At 61.8% G+C, this 15,708-nt stretch carries 14 protein-coding genes; 5 read left to right on the top strand and 9 right to left on the bottom strand.

Going from position 1 to position 15,708, the window contains the following annotated elements; all coding sequences use genetic code 11:
* Nucleotides 1-37: 37 nt before the first annotated feature.
* From MOV61_RS11445 to MOV61_RS11405, 9 genes are all read right to left on the bottom strand, one after another.
* A complete protein-coding gene (locus MOV61_RS11445; RefSeq protein ID WP_247136651.1) occupies nt 38-973 on the bottom strand; it encodes a LysR family transcriptional regulator in 936 nt (311 codons plus the stop codon).
* 205 nt (nt 974-1,178) lie between these two features.
* Nucleotides 1,179-2,669 (bottom strand): carboxylesterase/lipase family protein, encoded by a 1,491-nt coding sequence (locus tag MOV61_RS11440; RefSeq protein WP_247136650.1) that lies wholly within the window; start codon nt 2,667-2,669, stop codon nt 1,179-1,181.
* Nucleotide 2,670: 1 nt separating this feature from the next.
* Nucleotides 2,671-3,465: an ABC transporter permease gene (locus MOV61_RS11435; RefSeq protein ID WP_040124602.1), complete on the bottom strand. Its 795-nt coding sequence runs from the start codon at nt 3,463-3,465 to the stop codon at nt 2,671-2,673.
* Between the two features lie 6 nt (nt 3,466-3,471).
* Nucleotides 3,472-4,356: an ABC transporter permease gene (locus MOV61_RS11430; RefSeq protein WP_247136649.1), complete on the bottom strand. Its 885-nt coding sequence runs from the start codon at nt 4,354-4,356 to the stop codon at nt 3,472-3,474.
* Complete coding sequence (locus tag MOV61_RS11425; protein WP_247136648.1) at nt 4,353-5,420, bottom strand: ABC transporter ATP-binding protein; 1,068 nt, start codon at nt 5,418-5,420, stop codon at nt 4,353-4,355. Before MOV61_RS11425 ends, MOV61_RS11430 begins: the two co-directional genes overlap by 4 nt.
* A 24-nt stretch (nt 5,421-5,444) precedes the next feature.
* Nucleotides 5,445-6,461: an ABC transporter substrate-binding protein gene (locus tag MOV61_RS11420; protein WP_247136647.1), complete on the bottom strand. Its 1,017-nt coding sequence runs from the start codon at nt 6,459-6,461 to the stop codon at nt 5,445-5,447.
* Between the two features lie 196 nt (nt 6,462-6,657).
* On the bottom strand, nt 6,658-7,656 hold the full coding sequence (locus MOV61_RS11415; RefSeq protein ID WP_408962374.1) for a dipeptidase: 999 nt from the start codon (nt 7,654-7,656) through the stop codon (nt 6,658-6,660).
* Between the two features lie 17 nt (nt 7,657-7,673).
* The gene (locus tag MOV61_RS11410) at nt 7,674-8,312 is read right to left on the bottom strand and encodes a 2-hydroxychromene-2-carboxylate isomerase (protein WP_247136645.1); all 639 of its coding nucleotides are present in this window, start codon (nt 8,310-8,312) and stop codon (nt 7,674-7,676) included.
* Nucleotides 8,305-9,780, bottom strand: coding sequence for an NAD(P)-binding domain-containing protein (locus tag MOV61_RS11405; protein WP_247136644.1), 1,476 nt, complete (start codon nt 9,778-9,780; stop codon nt 8,305-8,307). The genes MOV61_RS11410 and MOV61_RS11405 overlap by 8 nt, the downstream gene beginning before the upstream one ends.
* Before the next feature lie 487 nt (nt 9,781-10,267).
* Here MOV61_RS11405 and MOV61_RS11400 point away from each other — a divergent pair, with 487 nt between their 5' ends.
* The 5 genes from MOV61_RS11400 to MOV61_RS11380 all read left to right on the top strand — a co-directional run.
* Complete coding sequence (locus MOV61_RS11400) at nt 10,268-11,866, top strand: ABC transporter substrate-binding protein (protein WP_247136679.1); 1,599 nt, start codon at nt 10,268-10,270, stop codon at nt 11,864-11,866.
* A 78-nt stretch (nt 11,867-11,944) separates the two neighbouring features.
* Nucleotides 11,945-12,898 carry an ABC transporter permease gene (locus MOV61_RS11395; RefSeq protein WP_247136643.1) on the top strand — a complete coding sequence of 318 codons (954 nt, stop codon included), beginning with the start codon at nt 11,945-11,947 and terminating at the stop codon, nt 12,896-12,898.
* Between the two features lie 3 nt (nt 12,899-12,901).
* Nucleotides 12,902-13,795, top strand: a complete 894-nt coding sequence (locus MOV61_RS11390) for an ABC transporter permease (RefSeq protein WP_247136642.1) — start codon at nt 12,902-12,904, stop codon at nt 13,793-13,795.
* Nucleotides 13,792-14,853, top strand: a complete 1,062-nt coding sequence (locus MOV61_RS11385) for an ABC transporter ATP-binding protein (RefSeq protein WP_247136641.1) — start codon at nt 13,792-13,794, stop codon at nt 14,851-14,853. Before MOV61_RS11390 ends, MOV61_RS11385 begins: the two co-directional genes overlap by 4 nt.
* Nucleotides 14,854-14,855: 2 nt before the next feature.
* On the top strand, nt 14,856-15,708 hold an 853-nt coding region (locus tag MOV61_RS11380; RefSeq protein ID WP_408962373.1), incomplete at its 3' end, for an ABC transporter ATP-binding protein.

Below are 15,708 nucleotides of genomic sequence, written 5' to 3'. Positions count from 1 at the left end.
CTGAAGACGAAACTTCAGCACCAAATCGGGGTCGGCTTTAAACGGGTGGTATTCCTTTGAGCCTGCGAAAATGCGGCACGTCCATTGCCCGGCGCTCGATCGAGGAGATCAGCCGCTCAACAGTCGCAGGCAGCGGTACGCCGGTTGCCGTGATGACGCCCCAGTAGAACGGAATGTGGAAGGCGAGCGGCAGGATGACGACATCCTTGACCGGGAGGCCCGTGAGGGTAACGGACTCGACGATCGCCACGCCAAGTCCCGATCGAGCCAGCGCGAGCGAGACGTAGGTCGCATTGCTGTCGATAATTCCACCCGTTTCGATCGACTGCTCCGCAAGCGCCTTGTCGATCCTCATCCTCAGCCGATAGGGGTTGGCGGAAGCGATCAGCCGGCGGCCCTTCAGGTTCTCCGCGGAAAGCAGATCGAGGCCGGCCAAGGGATCGTTTGCGGCGACCACGGCAACACAGGGCACTTCGCCCACCCAATGCACATCCACCCCCGGATTATCCAACGGAAGACTTGCGATGCCGATATCAGCGGTTCGCGCCACGACCGCCTGCACGACATTTTCAGCCGACGTGCTTCGAAGATGGACATGATCCGGAAACTGGTCCGCGGGTAAGTCGCTGAGCGCGAGCGGGACGATGCTCGCGGCGATGGCCGGGATCGACGCCACTTCGATGGGCGTCGCCCGCGCTGTTGCGATCGTCCGGGCACGTTCGCTGATCGTGCGCAATCCGCTCAAGAACAGCTCCGCCTGAGCGAAGAAGGCCACTCCATGCTCTGTCGGCGCTATCCGCGGACCGTTGCGATGCAGGATCGGAAATCCGAGTTCCTGCTCAAGATCCTGTATGAGCCGGGTAATCACCGGCTGCGACTTGCCCAGCGCCTTGGCAGCTCCGGTCATGCTGCCGATCGAGATCACGGCAACGAACGCCTCGAGCTGTTTCGTATCCAGATAGTCAGGGGGCATCCAAAATCCTGAATTCGGCAAGACCGCAGAGCGCAGCAATTGTTGCAAGCCGGCTGGATGTCTTCTCAGACTGGCTCGGATTGCCCGATAATACCCATAGGTTAATTTGCTCAGCGGAAGCTAGAGGTGGATTGGACAAGATCAGCAATCTCCATCATCAAAATGAAAGTCCATAAAGGGGCAGGCTCGTCCCAGGGAAACCTGGTCAGGAGGGCGGCCTTTCCCAAAGCGCCGTTCTGCTGTCGAAGGGATCGATCGAGAGGCGGAATACGCTCTTCTCCATGTGCAGGACCTGTGGATTGGCGCCGGAATAACGCGGCCACCTGCCTGCAGGCGTCTCAGGCGCCGCGTCGCGAATAAACGAAACCCAGACGTCGTGAACCGCTGTCGCGAAGGTCCTGTCCCTGACGGACTGGCGGGCCGGCAGATGGCTGACGTCCATTCCCTGGCGATACCAGACCTCGCCGACCTCCGCACCGTGCGGCGCGCCAAGTTCGTCCGGCTCGACGGGACCATAGAGATATTTGTAGACCGACTGATGCCCGGCATGGAGGCGCGCGAACCGGGTGGCGGGGTTCTGGAATACCAGATCACCGCCGACGGCCCTCCAAATGCCGCGTGCCGTATGCTGCGGAAGAGCTTGACGATATCGCCGGACGACCTCGACGCCGGTCAGCCCAAAAGGCAGCACGCGCTGATGCAGCAGCCGGGCTGCGAGTTCGAAATCCATTTCCGGCTGCGCTGTCGCGTGCGTGACGTATTCGCCCGTCGTACAACCGATCATCATCGGGACGCCGGCCGTCTTTCCGCGCGCGGCTGCGTCTTCCGGATGGTCGGGAAGCGAGACTCCATCGACAACCGGAACGAAAGGCACTCCCAGCATCGAGGCAGAGCCGTCCCGCTCGAAATCGTGCATCTCGTAGGACTGATTGCAGAGGTCGCGCTGGGCAATGAGCAGTCTCTCGAAGGGCACGTTTGCAAGTTCCGCTTCGGTCACCTTTAGATAGTCCAGCATGCGCCTGTTGAGCTTCTGGGCATCGTCCATCGTCGAGACGCCGGTGCTTGCGCCGCTCTGCAACATTGCCTTGCAAAACAGCCCGTCGGCAGCCGGCATCGCCATGACAGCCGCGATCGAAAAGCCCCCCGCCGAACGACCCGCAAACGTGACCTGCTTCGGATCCCCTCCGAAGGCGGAGATGTTGTCGCGGACCCATTCCAGTGCCGCGATCTGATCCAGAAGCCCGCGATTGTCCGGCGAGCCGTCGTTCAGATGCAGAAAGCCGAGCGCCCCAAGCCGATAGTTGACGGTCACCTCAACGAGACCGCTCGCGGCAAACGCGCCACTTTGCAGCACTGCCTCATTGGCCGAACCGACCGCGTAACCGCCTCCGTGAATCCACACCAGCACTGCTGCCGATCCGGTGACGGACGGCGTGCGGATGTTGACCGTCAGGAAGTCGGTGCCGAACTCGAGCGTCGATGCAGCCGCCTTTCCCACGGGACCGTAGGTCGGGATCTGCGGGCACACTTCGCTGAGCGCTTTGGCGGACCGGATCCCGGACCAGCGTGGAACCGGCTGCGGCGCGGCGAAACGCCGTTCGGGAGTGATCGGCGCCGCATAGGGAACGCCGAGAAAGACGGCGTAGCCGTTCTCATTAAAACCCTCGATGGTGCCGGCAGTTGTCTCAACGAGCATGTCAGAGTGCCTTGCGCAGGCCAATCAGCTTTTCCACTACCATCACGACCCCGACCGAGATCAGGATCAGGACGACGGAGAGGGCGGCGATCTGCGGATCGGTGGAATATTCGAGATAATGGTAGATTTCCGTCGGCAGCGTCGAAGCCTTGACCGACACGATGAAGAGCGAGATCGTCGCCTCGTCGAAGGAGATGAGGAAGGCAATCACGCCGCCCGCAATGAGGCCGGGCCGCACCAGCGGCAGGGTTATGCGCCAGAACACCATGCGCGGCGATGCGCCATGGACGAGGGCCGCTTCCTCGATACGGGTATCCACTGCCATCAGGCTCATGGTGATCGTTCTGACGGTGTAGGGGATCGTGATGCCGAGATGGGCAAGCACGATACCCGGATAGCTATCCAGCAGGCCGAGCGGCGCGATCACCAGCATGATGCCGACCGCAAGAACGATATGCGGCACGAGAAATGGTGCGAGGATGAGGAAGTTCACCGCCGCCTTGCCACGGAAGTGGTGCCGCACCAGCGACAAGGACAGCAGCATTCCGGCAGAAACCGCGACCAAACCGACAATCGCGCCGATGATGAGGCTGCGCCAGAAGGCCGAGATGAACTTGACGTTCTGGAAGACCTTCACATAGGAGCCGAAGGAGAAGCTCTCCGGCGGGAAGGCGAGATACTGGCGTGTATCGAAGGAGATGATGAAGACAACGATGATCGGTGCCAGCAGGAACAGGTAAAGCAGCGCGATCAGCGTATTCCAGGCGAACCGGCCGAGGAGTGGATTGCTCTGCATGGCTCCTCACGTCTCCAATGCGCGCAGCGCGCGCTGGTAAAGCAGAATGATGCTGCTGAACAGGATCAGCAGCATGACCGACAGGGCTGCCGCCAACGGCCAGTTGAGCGTGACCGTTGCCTCGTTGAAGACTTCGGTGCCGAGCACGAAGACGCGCCCGCCGCCCATCAGCCGCGGCGTGACGAAAGAGGAGATCGCCAGCACGAAGACCAGAAGCGCTGCAGTGAGCACGCCGGGGGCGCTGAGCGGCAGGATGATGCGCGTGAAGACCCTCAAGCGGTTCGCCCCGAGCATGGCGGCGGCCTCCTCGAGTTGTGTGTTCAACCGCCCGAAACCGCTGAGCATCGCGAGGATGGCATAGGGCATCAGGATTTCAATTAGCGCAACAGTGGCACCGAAGCTGTTGTTGGTGAGGCGGACGACCCCGCCCGTCAGTGAAAGGGACTGGAGCGTGCTGTTGATCACGCCGCGGTCTCCGAGGATGACCATCCAGCCATAGGTTCTGACGACCGACGATGTCAGCAGCGGCGCGACGGCAAGTGCCGTCAGGATACCGCGAAAGCGGCTTTCCGTGCGCGCCAGGAACAGCGCGATCGGATAGGACAGGATCACCGCAAAAATCGCCACGTTAAACCCGAGCACCAGCGTATTCCAGGCCACCCGCCAGTAAAACGGGTCGAACAGCACCGTCGAATAGGATTGTACCGTCCAGTCTCCGCCACTGAGCGCACCCATCGTCGAGGACGCGAAGGAGGCCCGGAGAAGCCATATCAGCGGCAGCAGAAAGGTGATCACTAGAGCAATGAGCCCTGGCAACAGCAACATCAGCAATATCCCGCGCGGCGCATTTGCCGGTGATGTCCCGGCAGCCGAAAGGGTTGCGGCGCTCATGGTGCCACCTGCCCGACCAGGGTAACGTCTTGCGTGGCGACGGCGAGCGTCACCTCGTCGCCTTTCTCGGGCAATACGCCGGCGTGGGTGGGAAGATCCGCCTGCAGCAGCCTGCCCCCGCAGCGAATGTTCAGCGTCAGGATCTGGCCGCGATAGACGATGTGCTCCACGGTCCCGGTAAAACTGTTCGGCTGGCCGGCACTGTCGGCAAGGACCAGCCTGTGCGGCCGGATCATCAGCTTGACCGCTGATCCCACCGGCGCTTCACCGACGAAACGCAGCGACTTCAGCCCTTCGACCACGGCAAGGCCGGGTTCGGCTACCCGGCCCTCGAAGAAGGTCCCCGCCCCGATGAAGGACGCGACGAACTCGGTCTGAGGCCGGTCGAAAATCTCGCGCGGCGTACCGACCTGTTCCAGGCGCCCGGCGGACATGACCGCCAGGCGGTCTGCCATGGACAAGGCCTCGTCCTGATCATGGGTGACGAAGATCGCCGTGACGCCCGTACGCGCCTGGATATCGCGGATCTCATCACGCATCTCGTCGCGAAGCTTGGCATCAAGATTGGAAAGCGGTTCGTCCAGCAGCAGAAGTTCCGGCTCGATCACCAGCGAGCGGGCGATCGCCGCGCGCTGCTGCTGACCGCCGGATAGCTGGCCGACCTTGCGGTCGCCAAGCCCGGTCAGCTTGACGAGATCGAGCGCCTTGCGGACACGCTCCTCCCGCTCGGCGCGGCCGACCTTGCGCATTTCAAGGCCGAACGAGATGTTCTGGGCGACCGTCATATGAGGAAACAGGGCATAGGCCTGGAAGACCATGCCCATGTTGCGCTTATAGACGGCAATCGACGACACATCCTTGCCCTCCAGCTTGATCGCCCCCGAAGTCGGGGCGATCAAGCCTGCGATCATGCGCAGGATCGTTGTCTTGCCGCAGCCCGAGGGGCCCAGCAGGGCCAGCATCTCGCCGCGCGGCAGCGAGAAGCTGACGTGATCCACGGAAGGCTTCTGGGCGCCCGGATAGGTCTTCACGAGATTGTCGATGACGACGTGATGATCAGCCATGGCGGCCAGATTCTCCAAGTTGGATCAGTTGAGCGCGATGACTTCGCGGTTGATGCGCTGGATCCAGGCCGAATATTTATCGGCAACGAAGTTCCAGTCGAGCGACATCTGCGCAGCTTGGGCTTCCTTGGAACCATAGATGCGGGCAGCAACGGCGTCTGGCAGGTTTACCTTGGTATTGACCGGACCGTAGAAGCTCTTCTCGGCGAACGCCGCCTGCGCTTCGGTGCCGAGCGCATAGCTGATGAAGAGCTGGGCCGCGGCGGCGTTCTTGGAATTTTCGACAAGGCCGATCGTGTTGGTCTGGCCGATCGAACCTTCCTTCGGGGCTGCGACGCCGATCTTGCCGCCCTGGGTGTCGTGCAGGTATTGCGCACGGCCGTTCCAGCAGATCGACAGATCGACTTCGCCACTCTGGATCACCGCATAGCAGTCCGGAGCCGGCTCCCAGGTCGAGACGTTCGGCGCAACCTTCTTCAGGAGGTCGAGTGCAGGGTCGATGCTCTGCTTGTAGTCGGCACCTGCCAGCTTGTCGAGAATCGGGAGCAGGATGACACCGCGGGTATCGCCAAGCTTTGCGGCTATCTTGCCCTTGTATTTGGGGTCGGTCAGGTCGTTCCAGCTGGTCGGCGGCTGCTTGACGGTATCGGTATTGTAGAGGATCGCCAGGTTGTCCTGCGAAAACGCGACGGCCTTGTCACCGTCGAGACGAGCCCAGGCGGGCATCTCATCGAGCACCTTGACCTTGGCGGGGTCGAGCTTGGCAAAAATGCCATCCTTGCTGGCCTTGATAGCGACAGCAACGTCGATCAGCGCGATGTCGATCTTCGGATCGGCGCGCTGCAGGGTCAGCAGCGCCAAGGTCTCGGCGGAGTTCTTGCTCTGCTGATAGGTGACGTCGATGCCGGGATATTTGGCCTTGAACGGTTCGACGATGAACTTTTGGTAGTTGTCTGCGAACACGCCGGAAAAGCCGACGATGTTGACGGTGCCTTTGGTCGAGGCGTCCTGTGCCTGAGCCGTGCCCAGAAGCGCTAGCATCCCGGCGACAGCCGCGCCAGTGCGGAGCAAGATCCGCGAAACCCCGTTCCCTGAAATCCTATTCTCCATGCATGTTGTCATGTCCGTCTCTCCAGTTTTAGCCAAGGCTTGCCATCTATCGGCTTGCAATTCATTGGGCGCGCCTGACGCGAACCACTCTCCGTGCGCTGCAGTTTTCTTCCTTCCGACGGCTTCGTCACGCGGTTGGCGTCCAGGCCTTGCCGAGGACACGCAGCCAGTTCTTTCCAAGCAACTTCAGCACCAGATCCTCGCTCCAGCCGCGGGCCAGCATGCGGGCGGTCAGGTTCGGCAACTCGGTCATGCGCTCGATCCCCTTCGGTTTGGAAATCTTGACCGAGCCGAACTCGGTGAGCGTGCGGGCCGTGCCCTTGTCCTTGTTGGCCCAGAGCAGCCAAGGGCCTGGACGTGGGCGATCGAGTGAAAAGTCGGTGCCGATGCCGACATGGTCTTCGCCGACCAGATCGATGATATAGGCCATGGCATCGAGGTAGTCCTCGACAGTGGCGTCATTGCCGGCGGCAAGGCCGGGTGCAAACAGGCTGACACCGATAATGCCACCCTTTTGCGCGCAAGCAACGAAGAGTTCGTCCGGCTTGTTGCGCTTCACGTCCTTCAGCGCCCTCGGCAGGATATGGGAGATGCAGACCGGGCTCTTCGAGTGGGCGATAACGTCCGCGGTCGTCTTGTCGCCTACGTGGCTGAGGTCGCAGAGGACGCCGACGCGGTTCATCTCCGCCAGAACTTCCTTGCCGAACCCGGTGAGGCCGCTGTCCACCTCCTCCAGATAACCGGCACCCGAATAGTTCTGGGTATTGTAGGTGAGCTGCATGATCCCGACGCCGAGATCCTTGAAGATTTCCACGTGGTCGAGCTTGTCCTCGAGCGGCGACGTGTTCTGCCAGCCGATGATGATGCCGGTCTTGTTTTCCGCCTTGGCGGCATGGATGTCGGCGACGCTGCGAACCGGACGGAGAATGTCATCGTTCTCGCGCAGGAAGCGTTTCCATTCGGAAACATAGGCGATGCCTTCGCGAAAATTCTCCCAGAGCAGCGACGAGACGTTGACGGCCGTCAGGCCCCCTGCCCGCATTTCCTCGAAGATCGACCGGCTCCACTGGCAGGTCTGCAGACCATCGACGATGATCGCATCTTCGTGCAGCTTCTTCGCGCTCAGGTTTTCGGTGTCGGGCATCACGCAGGCTCCTTCAGTGCTTCAGTCGTTTTTCGGCCGGCTTTCAGAGCCCGGTCGACGAAATCGAGGCGGTCCTGGCCCCAGAACAATTCGGTGCCGACGACATAGGTCGGCGTTCCGAAAATGCCGAGCCGCTCGGCCTCGGCAAGGTTTTCCTGCCACTCATCGACGATCGTTTCCGGCTGTGGATCAACCACCAATGCGGAGGCTTCTTCGCCGGCCGTCGCACGAGCGATAGCGCGCAATGTGTCGGTATCGGCGATATCGCGCTCTTCGGCCCACAGCGCCCGCTGGACAGCGAAGGAAAACGAGGTGGCGTCGAGGCCGGCTTTTTGGAGCGCGATCACCGCTTGCGCCGCCGGTTCGATCGTGCGGCAGGGATAAAATTTCGGTTTCAGATTGAGCGGAATGCCGAGATATTCCCGCCAGCGGCGCAATTCGACCTCGTGATAGAGCTGACGCGCGTCCGGCCGCCTGCGCAACGGTATGCCGCCATTGGCCTCGATGATGCGGATCGGGCGCAGACGCACGTGAGCGCCGTTGTCGCCGGCGACGGCAATCGCCTTCTGTGCCCCGAAATATGCCCAGGGCGACGAGATGCCGTAGAAAATCTGCAACTGCGGGACTTGGTCATCCATTGGCACGGTTCATTTCCTCTTCGAGGTCTGCGTCTGTCCATTCGTCGCCAAGAAGCTCCGGCGTATCGAACCCGAGAAAGCGATCGAGATGGTAGGCCCGGTCTTCGACAAACAACGAGCGGGCAAGTCCTGTCGCAAGTCGCGTTGCCCCCTCGCTGATGGAAGGAATGCCGCTCGTGATCTTGCCGTGTGACGGGACTGCGGGATAGGCGAAGCAGGAGATCCGGGAGACCGCATCCGCTGTCGCGGTGTCGAGATCGGGTCTGGGCCGGAACTCGAAAGCCGGGCCGAGATAGGGGGTGGCGCCGATGCCGGCATGTTCCCAGCCGGCAGGAGGGGTGTAGACGTCCTTCCAGAGCAGGATCCTGTCCCGCAGCGCCGCAAATTCCGGACGCTTGCCGAAATCGACCGAAAAGCCGGTGGCGAAAATCACCAGGTCGGCGGCGTAACGGCCCTTCGGTGTCACGACCTCGACGCCATCGCCTGTCTCGACGAGATCGTCCACGGGGCTTGCGATGTGAAAAAAGGCGTTCGGGTGCCGCGAGACCCGTTGCACGCTGTGACGCGGCGGCGGAATCTGCGCCCGCTCGCCGGCCACCATATAGGTCCATTTGTCCGCATCGTGCAGGCCGAGATAACCATGTGTCATTCCCTGGCTGCCGACACCGGTGAACTTGTCGATGCGCGGGATATCCGCACGGCGGACGAAGATATCGACACGTAGCGCGCCGGCCTCCAGAGCGGCGGCGGCATTGTCCATGGCCGAGGCACCGGCCCCGACTATCGCAACCCGCTTGCCCTTCAGCGAGCCCATGTCGATGAGGTCGGCCCCGTGCTTCACGAAGCGCGGGGATACCCGGCCAGCGACCTCCGGCTGGGTGGGTGCGCCCAAGCCGTCGAGACCGGTCGCCAGCACGACGCGGCGGGCGAGCACCTTCTGCGTCTGCCCGCCGGTCTCCAACTGCAGTGCCAGAATTCCGTCCTCGCGAAATTCCAGACCGGCAAACGCCGTCTCGTTGGCCACATCAAGATCGAGCACGCGGCGATACCAGATAAGGTATTCCATCCACATCGGACGTGGGATGAGCCCCATGTCGAGATAGGCCTGAGCGCCGTATTGCGCCTCGAACCAGGCCCGGAACGTCAGCGACGGAATGCCAAGGGCCGGACCGACGGCATCCTTGCGCGTCCGCAGGGTTTCCATGCGCGCATAGGTCACCCACGGCCCTTCGAACCCTTGCGGACTACGGTCAAAGGCCCGCGCATTCGATATCCCGACCTTTTTCAGTGCCGCCAGAGTGACCAATCCGCACAGACCCGCCCCGACCACCGCAACATCGAGAACCCGCGAGCCTTCGACGTCCCGGGGCGGCACCCAGGCCTTCGGCGGCTGGTTCAACCAAAGCAGATCCAGGGCCAGACGCGCTTCAAGCGCCTCAAGATCGGCGGGTCGATTTCGATCCTGCATTCTCGTGCCCCAAGTCAATTATGCAAAAAGAACATAGAAGCGCATTAAGGATGCGCTTTCTGAAAAATTACTCCAACCGTGGAAGATTGCAAGAGCGTCATGATTGTGTGTCGGGCGCGCAATAGATTTCCTTTTCAAGAATTCCATCGAATTGAGTATCGCCTCTGTTGAGCCCAAGACCCGCACGCCATGCGCCGAGGCCGAGCACGTCGATTTTATCCAGTCCGCGGTATTTTTCGGCAGACGCCCGGCATTCCCGCCACAGAATTCGGCACGAGCGGCCTGCATTCCGAAATTGATCTCGCCTGTTTTGCGCTATTCACTTGGCGCAAAGCATGAAATTTCAGTTTCACAGCAATTGGCATGAAATCTGCTTCTCCTTTGCCGACTGGGTGAAAATCCGGCGACTTCAATAAAAAGAGGGAACTGCATGACCAGAACTTCATCAACTCGCCGGCACGGCATCGGCATTTTCCAGAACCTGCGGATGACGACGATATTCGGCGCGACCGCGGCAGCACTCCTTGCAGCCGCCGCGACCCCCGCATTGGCGGCTGGAACGCTGCGCATCGGCATGACCGCTTCCGACATCCCGCTCACCACCGGCCAGACCGACCAGGGCGGTGAAGGTCAGCGCTTCATGGGTTATACGGTCTACAATTCGTTGATCGAGTGGGACCTTTCAAAGGCCGACAAACCATCCTCCCTCATTCCGAGCCTTGCAACGTCCTGGCAGGTCGATCCGACCGACAAGACCAAATGGGTCTTCAAGCTGCGCGACGGCGTCAAATTCCATGATGGCAGCGCCTTCGATGCGGACGCCGTCGTCTGGAACCTCGACAAGCTTCTGAAGACGGACGCCCCGCAGTTCGACAAACGCCAGGCGGCTCAGGGCAAGTCGCGTATTCCGGCGGTTGTTTCCTATAAGGCAATCGATCCGCAGACCGTCGAGATCGTCACCAACACGCCGGACGCGACACTTCCATACCAGATCAGCTGGATTCTGATCTCTTCACCGATGAATTGGGAAAAGCAGGGCAAGAGCTGGGATGCGGTTGCCCAGAAGCCGTCGGGCACCGGCCCATGGAAGATGGAAAGCGGCTTTACGCCGCGCGAACGGGCCGAGCTAACGCCCAACAAGGACTACTGGGACAAGGCGCGTGTTCCGAAGCTCGACAAGCTCGTCCTGATCCCGCTACCCGAGCCGAACACCCGCGTAGCTGCAATTCGCTCCGGCCAGGTCGACTGGATCGAGGCGCCCGCTCCGGATTCGGTGAAATCGCTGAAGGAAGCCGGCTTCAAGATCATCACCAATTCCTATCCGCATAACTGGACCTGGCATCTGTCGCGTATCGAAGGCTCGCCGTGGAACGATATCCGCGTCCGCAAGGCCGCAAACCTTGCCGTTGACCGCGCTGGCCTCAACGAGCTTCTCGGCGGCCTTTCCGTTCCCGCGCAAGGCTACATGCCGCCTGGCCACCAGTGGTTCGGCAAGCCGACCTTCAAGGTGGAATACAATGTCGAGGAAGCCAAGAAGCTGATGAAGGAAGCGGGTTACGGTCCCGACAAACCGCTGAAGACCAAGGTCATCATCTCCTCCTCCGGTTCCGGCCAGATGCTGCCCCTGCAGATGAACGAATATATCCAGCAGACGCTCGCCGAAGTCGGCATCAATGTCGAATACGAGGTGATGGACTGGAACACAGTCATCAACGTCTGGCGCGCCGGCGCCAAGGATCCGAGCGCCAAAGGCGCCACTGCGATCAATTACAGCTACTTCATCCAGGATCCCTTCACCGCCATGATCCGTCAGTCGCAGTGCAAGCTCGCCCCGCCGACCGGCACCAACTGGGGTTATTATTGCGACAAGGATATGGATGCGCTGTTCGACAAGGTGCGCAACACCTTCGATCCCGTGGAACAGGACAAGGTGATGCAGCAGGTGCATGAGAAATACGTGAACGACGCGCTGTTCCTGATGGTGACGCATGACGTCAACCCGCGCGCCATGACCACCAAGGTCAAGGGCTTCGTCCAGGCACAGAACTGGTTCCAGGACTTCTCGACGATCACCCTGGATCCCTGATCCCGAGCCAGCGGCGTGCCGGTCGATCGGCGCGCCGCCTTTCATGATGCCCGATCAACCTCTTCCGGTGAGGACACCATGCTGCTCTACGCCCTGAAACGGCTTCTGCACGTCATTCCCGTCGCGATCGGCGTGAGCGTCGTATGCTTCATGCTGATCCATATCGCGCCGGGCGATCCGCTCGCCGCCATCCTGCCTTCGGATGCCTCCGCCGAACTGCAGACGCAGATGCGCAGCTTCTACGGTCTCGACCAGCCGCTTCCCGTGCAATATGCCCTTTGGGCATGGCATGCGCTGCAGGGCGATCTCGGCAACTCGATCGCCAGCGGTCGGCCGGTGCTGCGCGAGATCCTGGATGCATCCGTCAATTCCATCATCCTCGCACTCGCTGCCGCCATGATCGGTTTCGTGGCGGGTTCTTCCCTGGGTTTCCTCGCCGGTGTCTTCCGCGGAAGCTGGGTGGATCGCCTCGCTTCGACGGTTTCGATGCTCGGCGTCAGCGTGCCCCACTATTGGCTCGGCATGGTGCTGGTCATTGCCTTCTCTGTCACGCTTGGCTGGCTGCCGGCCATGGGCGGCGGACCGGAGGGATCGGCGGGCCGAACCTTAAGCTGGGCTTATCTGCAGTTCCTCATCTTGCCTGCGGTCACCATGTCAGTCATCCCGATGGGCATCATCGCCCGTACCATCCGCTCGCTGGTCGCCGATATCCTCTCCCAGGACTTCACCCAGGCGCTGGCCGCCAAGGGGCTGATGACGCAGCAGATTCTGCGCCACGTGGTGCGCAACGCCGCGCCGACCGCGCTCTCGGTCATGGGACTGCAGCTCGGTTACCTGCTCGGCGGTTCGATCCTGATCGAAACGGTTTTCTCCTGGCCCGGAACCGGCTTCCTGCTGAACGGCGCGATCTTCACTCGCGACCTGCCCATACTGCAGGGGACGATCCTGGTGCTCGCCATGTTCTTCGTTTTCCTCAACCTCGTAGTCGACGTGCTGCAGAGCGCGATCGATCCCCGCATTCAGAGGAGCTGACACATGGCTGTCGTCACCGCAGACATCGCGGCCCCGTCTCCTGCCGCTATTGCCAAGTCCCCTGGCTTCTGGAGCGGGGTGCTGCGCCGCATCTCCCGTGACCCGGTCGCCATGTCGGCCCTCGCTATTCTGCTGATCCTGGTGCTGATCGCGATTTTCGCGCCCTATATCGCCCCTTACGATCCTTCCAAGGGCAGCGTCATCCGCCGCCTCAAGCCGATCGGCACGCAAGGCTATATCTTCGGCACCGACGAACTCGGCCGCGACATGCTCTCCCGGCTGATCTATGGGGCGCGGCTTTCGCTTATCATGGGCGTCATCCCGGTGCCGGTCGCCTTCATCATCGGCTCGACCATCGGTATCGTTGCCGGTTATGCAGGCGGCATTATCAACACGCTGATCATGCGCACGGTCGACGTCTTCTACGCTTTTCCGTCGGTCCTTCTGGCCGTGGCGCTGTCGGGCGCACTCGGCTCCGGGCTCACCAACGCGCTCGTCTCGCTGACCGTCGTCTTCATCCCGCAGATCGCCCGCGTCGCCGAAAGCGTCACAACCCAGGTCCGCAAGCTCGACTACGTGGACGCGGCGCGGGCGTCCGGCGCCCCGCCGATGACGATCATCCGCGTCCATATCCTCGGCAACGTGCTCAGCCCGATCTTCGTCTTTGCGACGAGCCTGATATCCGTCTCGATGATCCTCGCCTCGGGCCTCTCCTTCCTTGGCCTCGGCGTGCGGCCGCCGGATGCCGAATGGGGGCTGATGCTGAACACGCTTCGCACGGCGATCTACAACAATCCGTTCGTGGCAGCCCTGCCCGGCCTGATGATCTTCATCACCTCGATCTGCTTCAACCTTTTCTCAGACGGGCTGCGCACAGCCATGGACGTGAAGTCATGATCAGCATCGTCGAAGAACCCGCCTACGATCTTCCCGTCGGCGAAAGGGGCGGGCCTGCGCAACCGCTGATCTCCGCGCGCGGTCTGATCAAGCATTTCCCGGTCAAGGGCAGCGGCTTCATGAAGCCGAAGAAGGTCGTCCGCGCCGTCGATGGCGTCGATTTCGATATCCTCAAGGGCGAGACACTGGGCGTCGTCGGAGAAAGCGGCTGCGGCAAGTCCACCACGGCGCGGCTGCTGATGCAGCTCATCTTGCCTGACCGAGGCGATATCCTGTTCGACGGTGAGACGGTCGGCGGCGCGCTGCCGCTTTCCGACTACCGCCGCCAGGTCCAGATGGTCTTCCAGGACAGCTACGCCTCCCTCAATCCCAGGCTGACGATTGAAGAATCCATCGCCTTTGCGCCCCGCGTGCATGGCATTGCCGCGAGCAGGGCGATCGCCCGAGCCCATGACCTGCTGTACCGGGTCGGGCTGGAGCCGTCGCGTTTTGCCGGCCGTTACCCGCATGAACTGTCGGGTGGACAGCGGCAGCGCGTCAACATCGCCCGGGCGCTCGCGCTCGAACCGCGGCTCGTCATCCTCGACGAAGCTGTTTCGGCGCTCGACAAGTCGGTGGAAGCGCAGGTCCTGAACCTGCTCCTCGACCTGAAGCGGGATTTCGGTCTGACTTACCTGTTCATCTCCCACGACCTCAACGTCGTGCGCTTCATGTGCGACCGGGTGATGGTCATGTATCTCGGCAAGGTGGCCGAGATCGGCAGCCGCGATGCGATCTTCGAAAACACCCGCCATCCCTATTCCGCGGCGCTTCTCGCCTCGATGCCGAAGATGGACCCGTCCGAACGAACCTCGGAGCCGCCGCTCTCGGGCGACCCGCCGAACCCGATCGATCCGCCGTCAGGCTGTCGGTTCCATACCCGCTGTTCGTTTGCCGAGAGCGTCTGCAGCGAGAGTTTGCCGCCGCTTGCCAGCGTCTCCGAAAGCCAGTCCGCAGCCTGCCTGATGTCGGTACCTGGCTCACGCCACAGCCGTGCACCGGCATTGATGGAGGCATGACCATGCAAACCGACGCGATGATCGACATTCGCAATCTTTCGGTGACGTTCAACCGCGGCCGAAAGCCCGTGAAAGCCGTCAACGGCGTCAGCCTTTCGGTACAGCCGGGTGAGGTTGTCGCGCTGCTCGGCGAATCCGGGTCCGGCAAGAGCGTCACCATGCGCTCGCTGCTGCGCCTGCACCCCAAAGGCACGACGATCGAAGGCTCGATGACGGTCGCCGGCCGCGATGTGACCGGATTGACGGCCAAGGATCTCGGTGCCTTTCGCGGTGCCGTCGCCTCGATGGTCTTCCAGGAGCCGCGGCTGGCACTCGACCCGGTCTACACGCTTGGCCGCCAGATAGAAGAAACCATCATGCGGCATGAGGGCATCTCGCGCTCGCAAGCGTCGGCGCGCGCGCTTGCGCTCTTCCAGAAGGTCAAGATCCCCTCCCCGGAGCGCCGGCTGCAAAACTATCCGCATGAAATGTCGGGCGGCATGCTGCAGCGGTCGATGATCGCCATGGCGCTTGCCTGCAATCCGAAGGTCCTGCTCGCCGACGAACCGACCACGGCCCTTGATGCAACGGTCCAGATTCAGATCCTCCTGCTGATCCGCGATCTGCAGAAGGAATACGGGCTCTCCGTCATCTTCGTCACCCATGATATCGGCGTTGCGGCGGAAGTCGCGGACCGGATCGCGGTGATGTATGCCGGGCGGATCGTCGAAGAAGGCAGGGTCGCCGACATCATCCGCGAACCGAAGCACCCCTATACCAAAGGGCTGCTCGGCGCCCGCGTCGAACTGGCCCACGGACGTGACCGGCTGGTCACCATTCCCGGCGCACCGCCGGACCTGGCCGCCATGCCGCCCG

It is taken from the genome of Neorhizobium sp. BETTINA12A (genome assembly GCF_023006485.1).
GTDB lineage: Bacteria > Pseudomonadota > Alphaproteobacteria > Rhizobiales > Rhizobiaceae > Neorhizobium.
The sequence above is the reverse complement of the archived record's forward strand: the minus strand, read 5'-3'. Positions and strand labels throughout refer to the sequence as shown.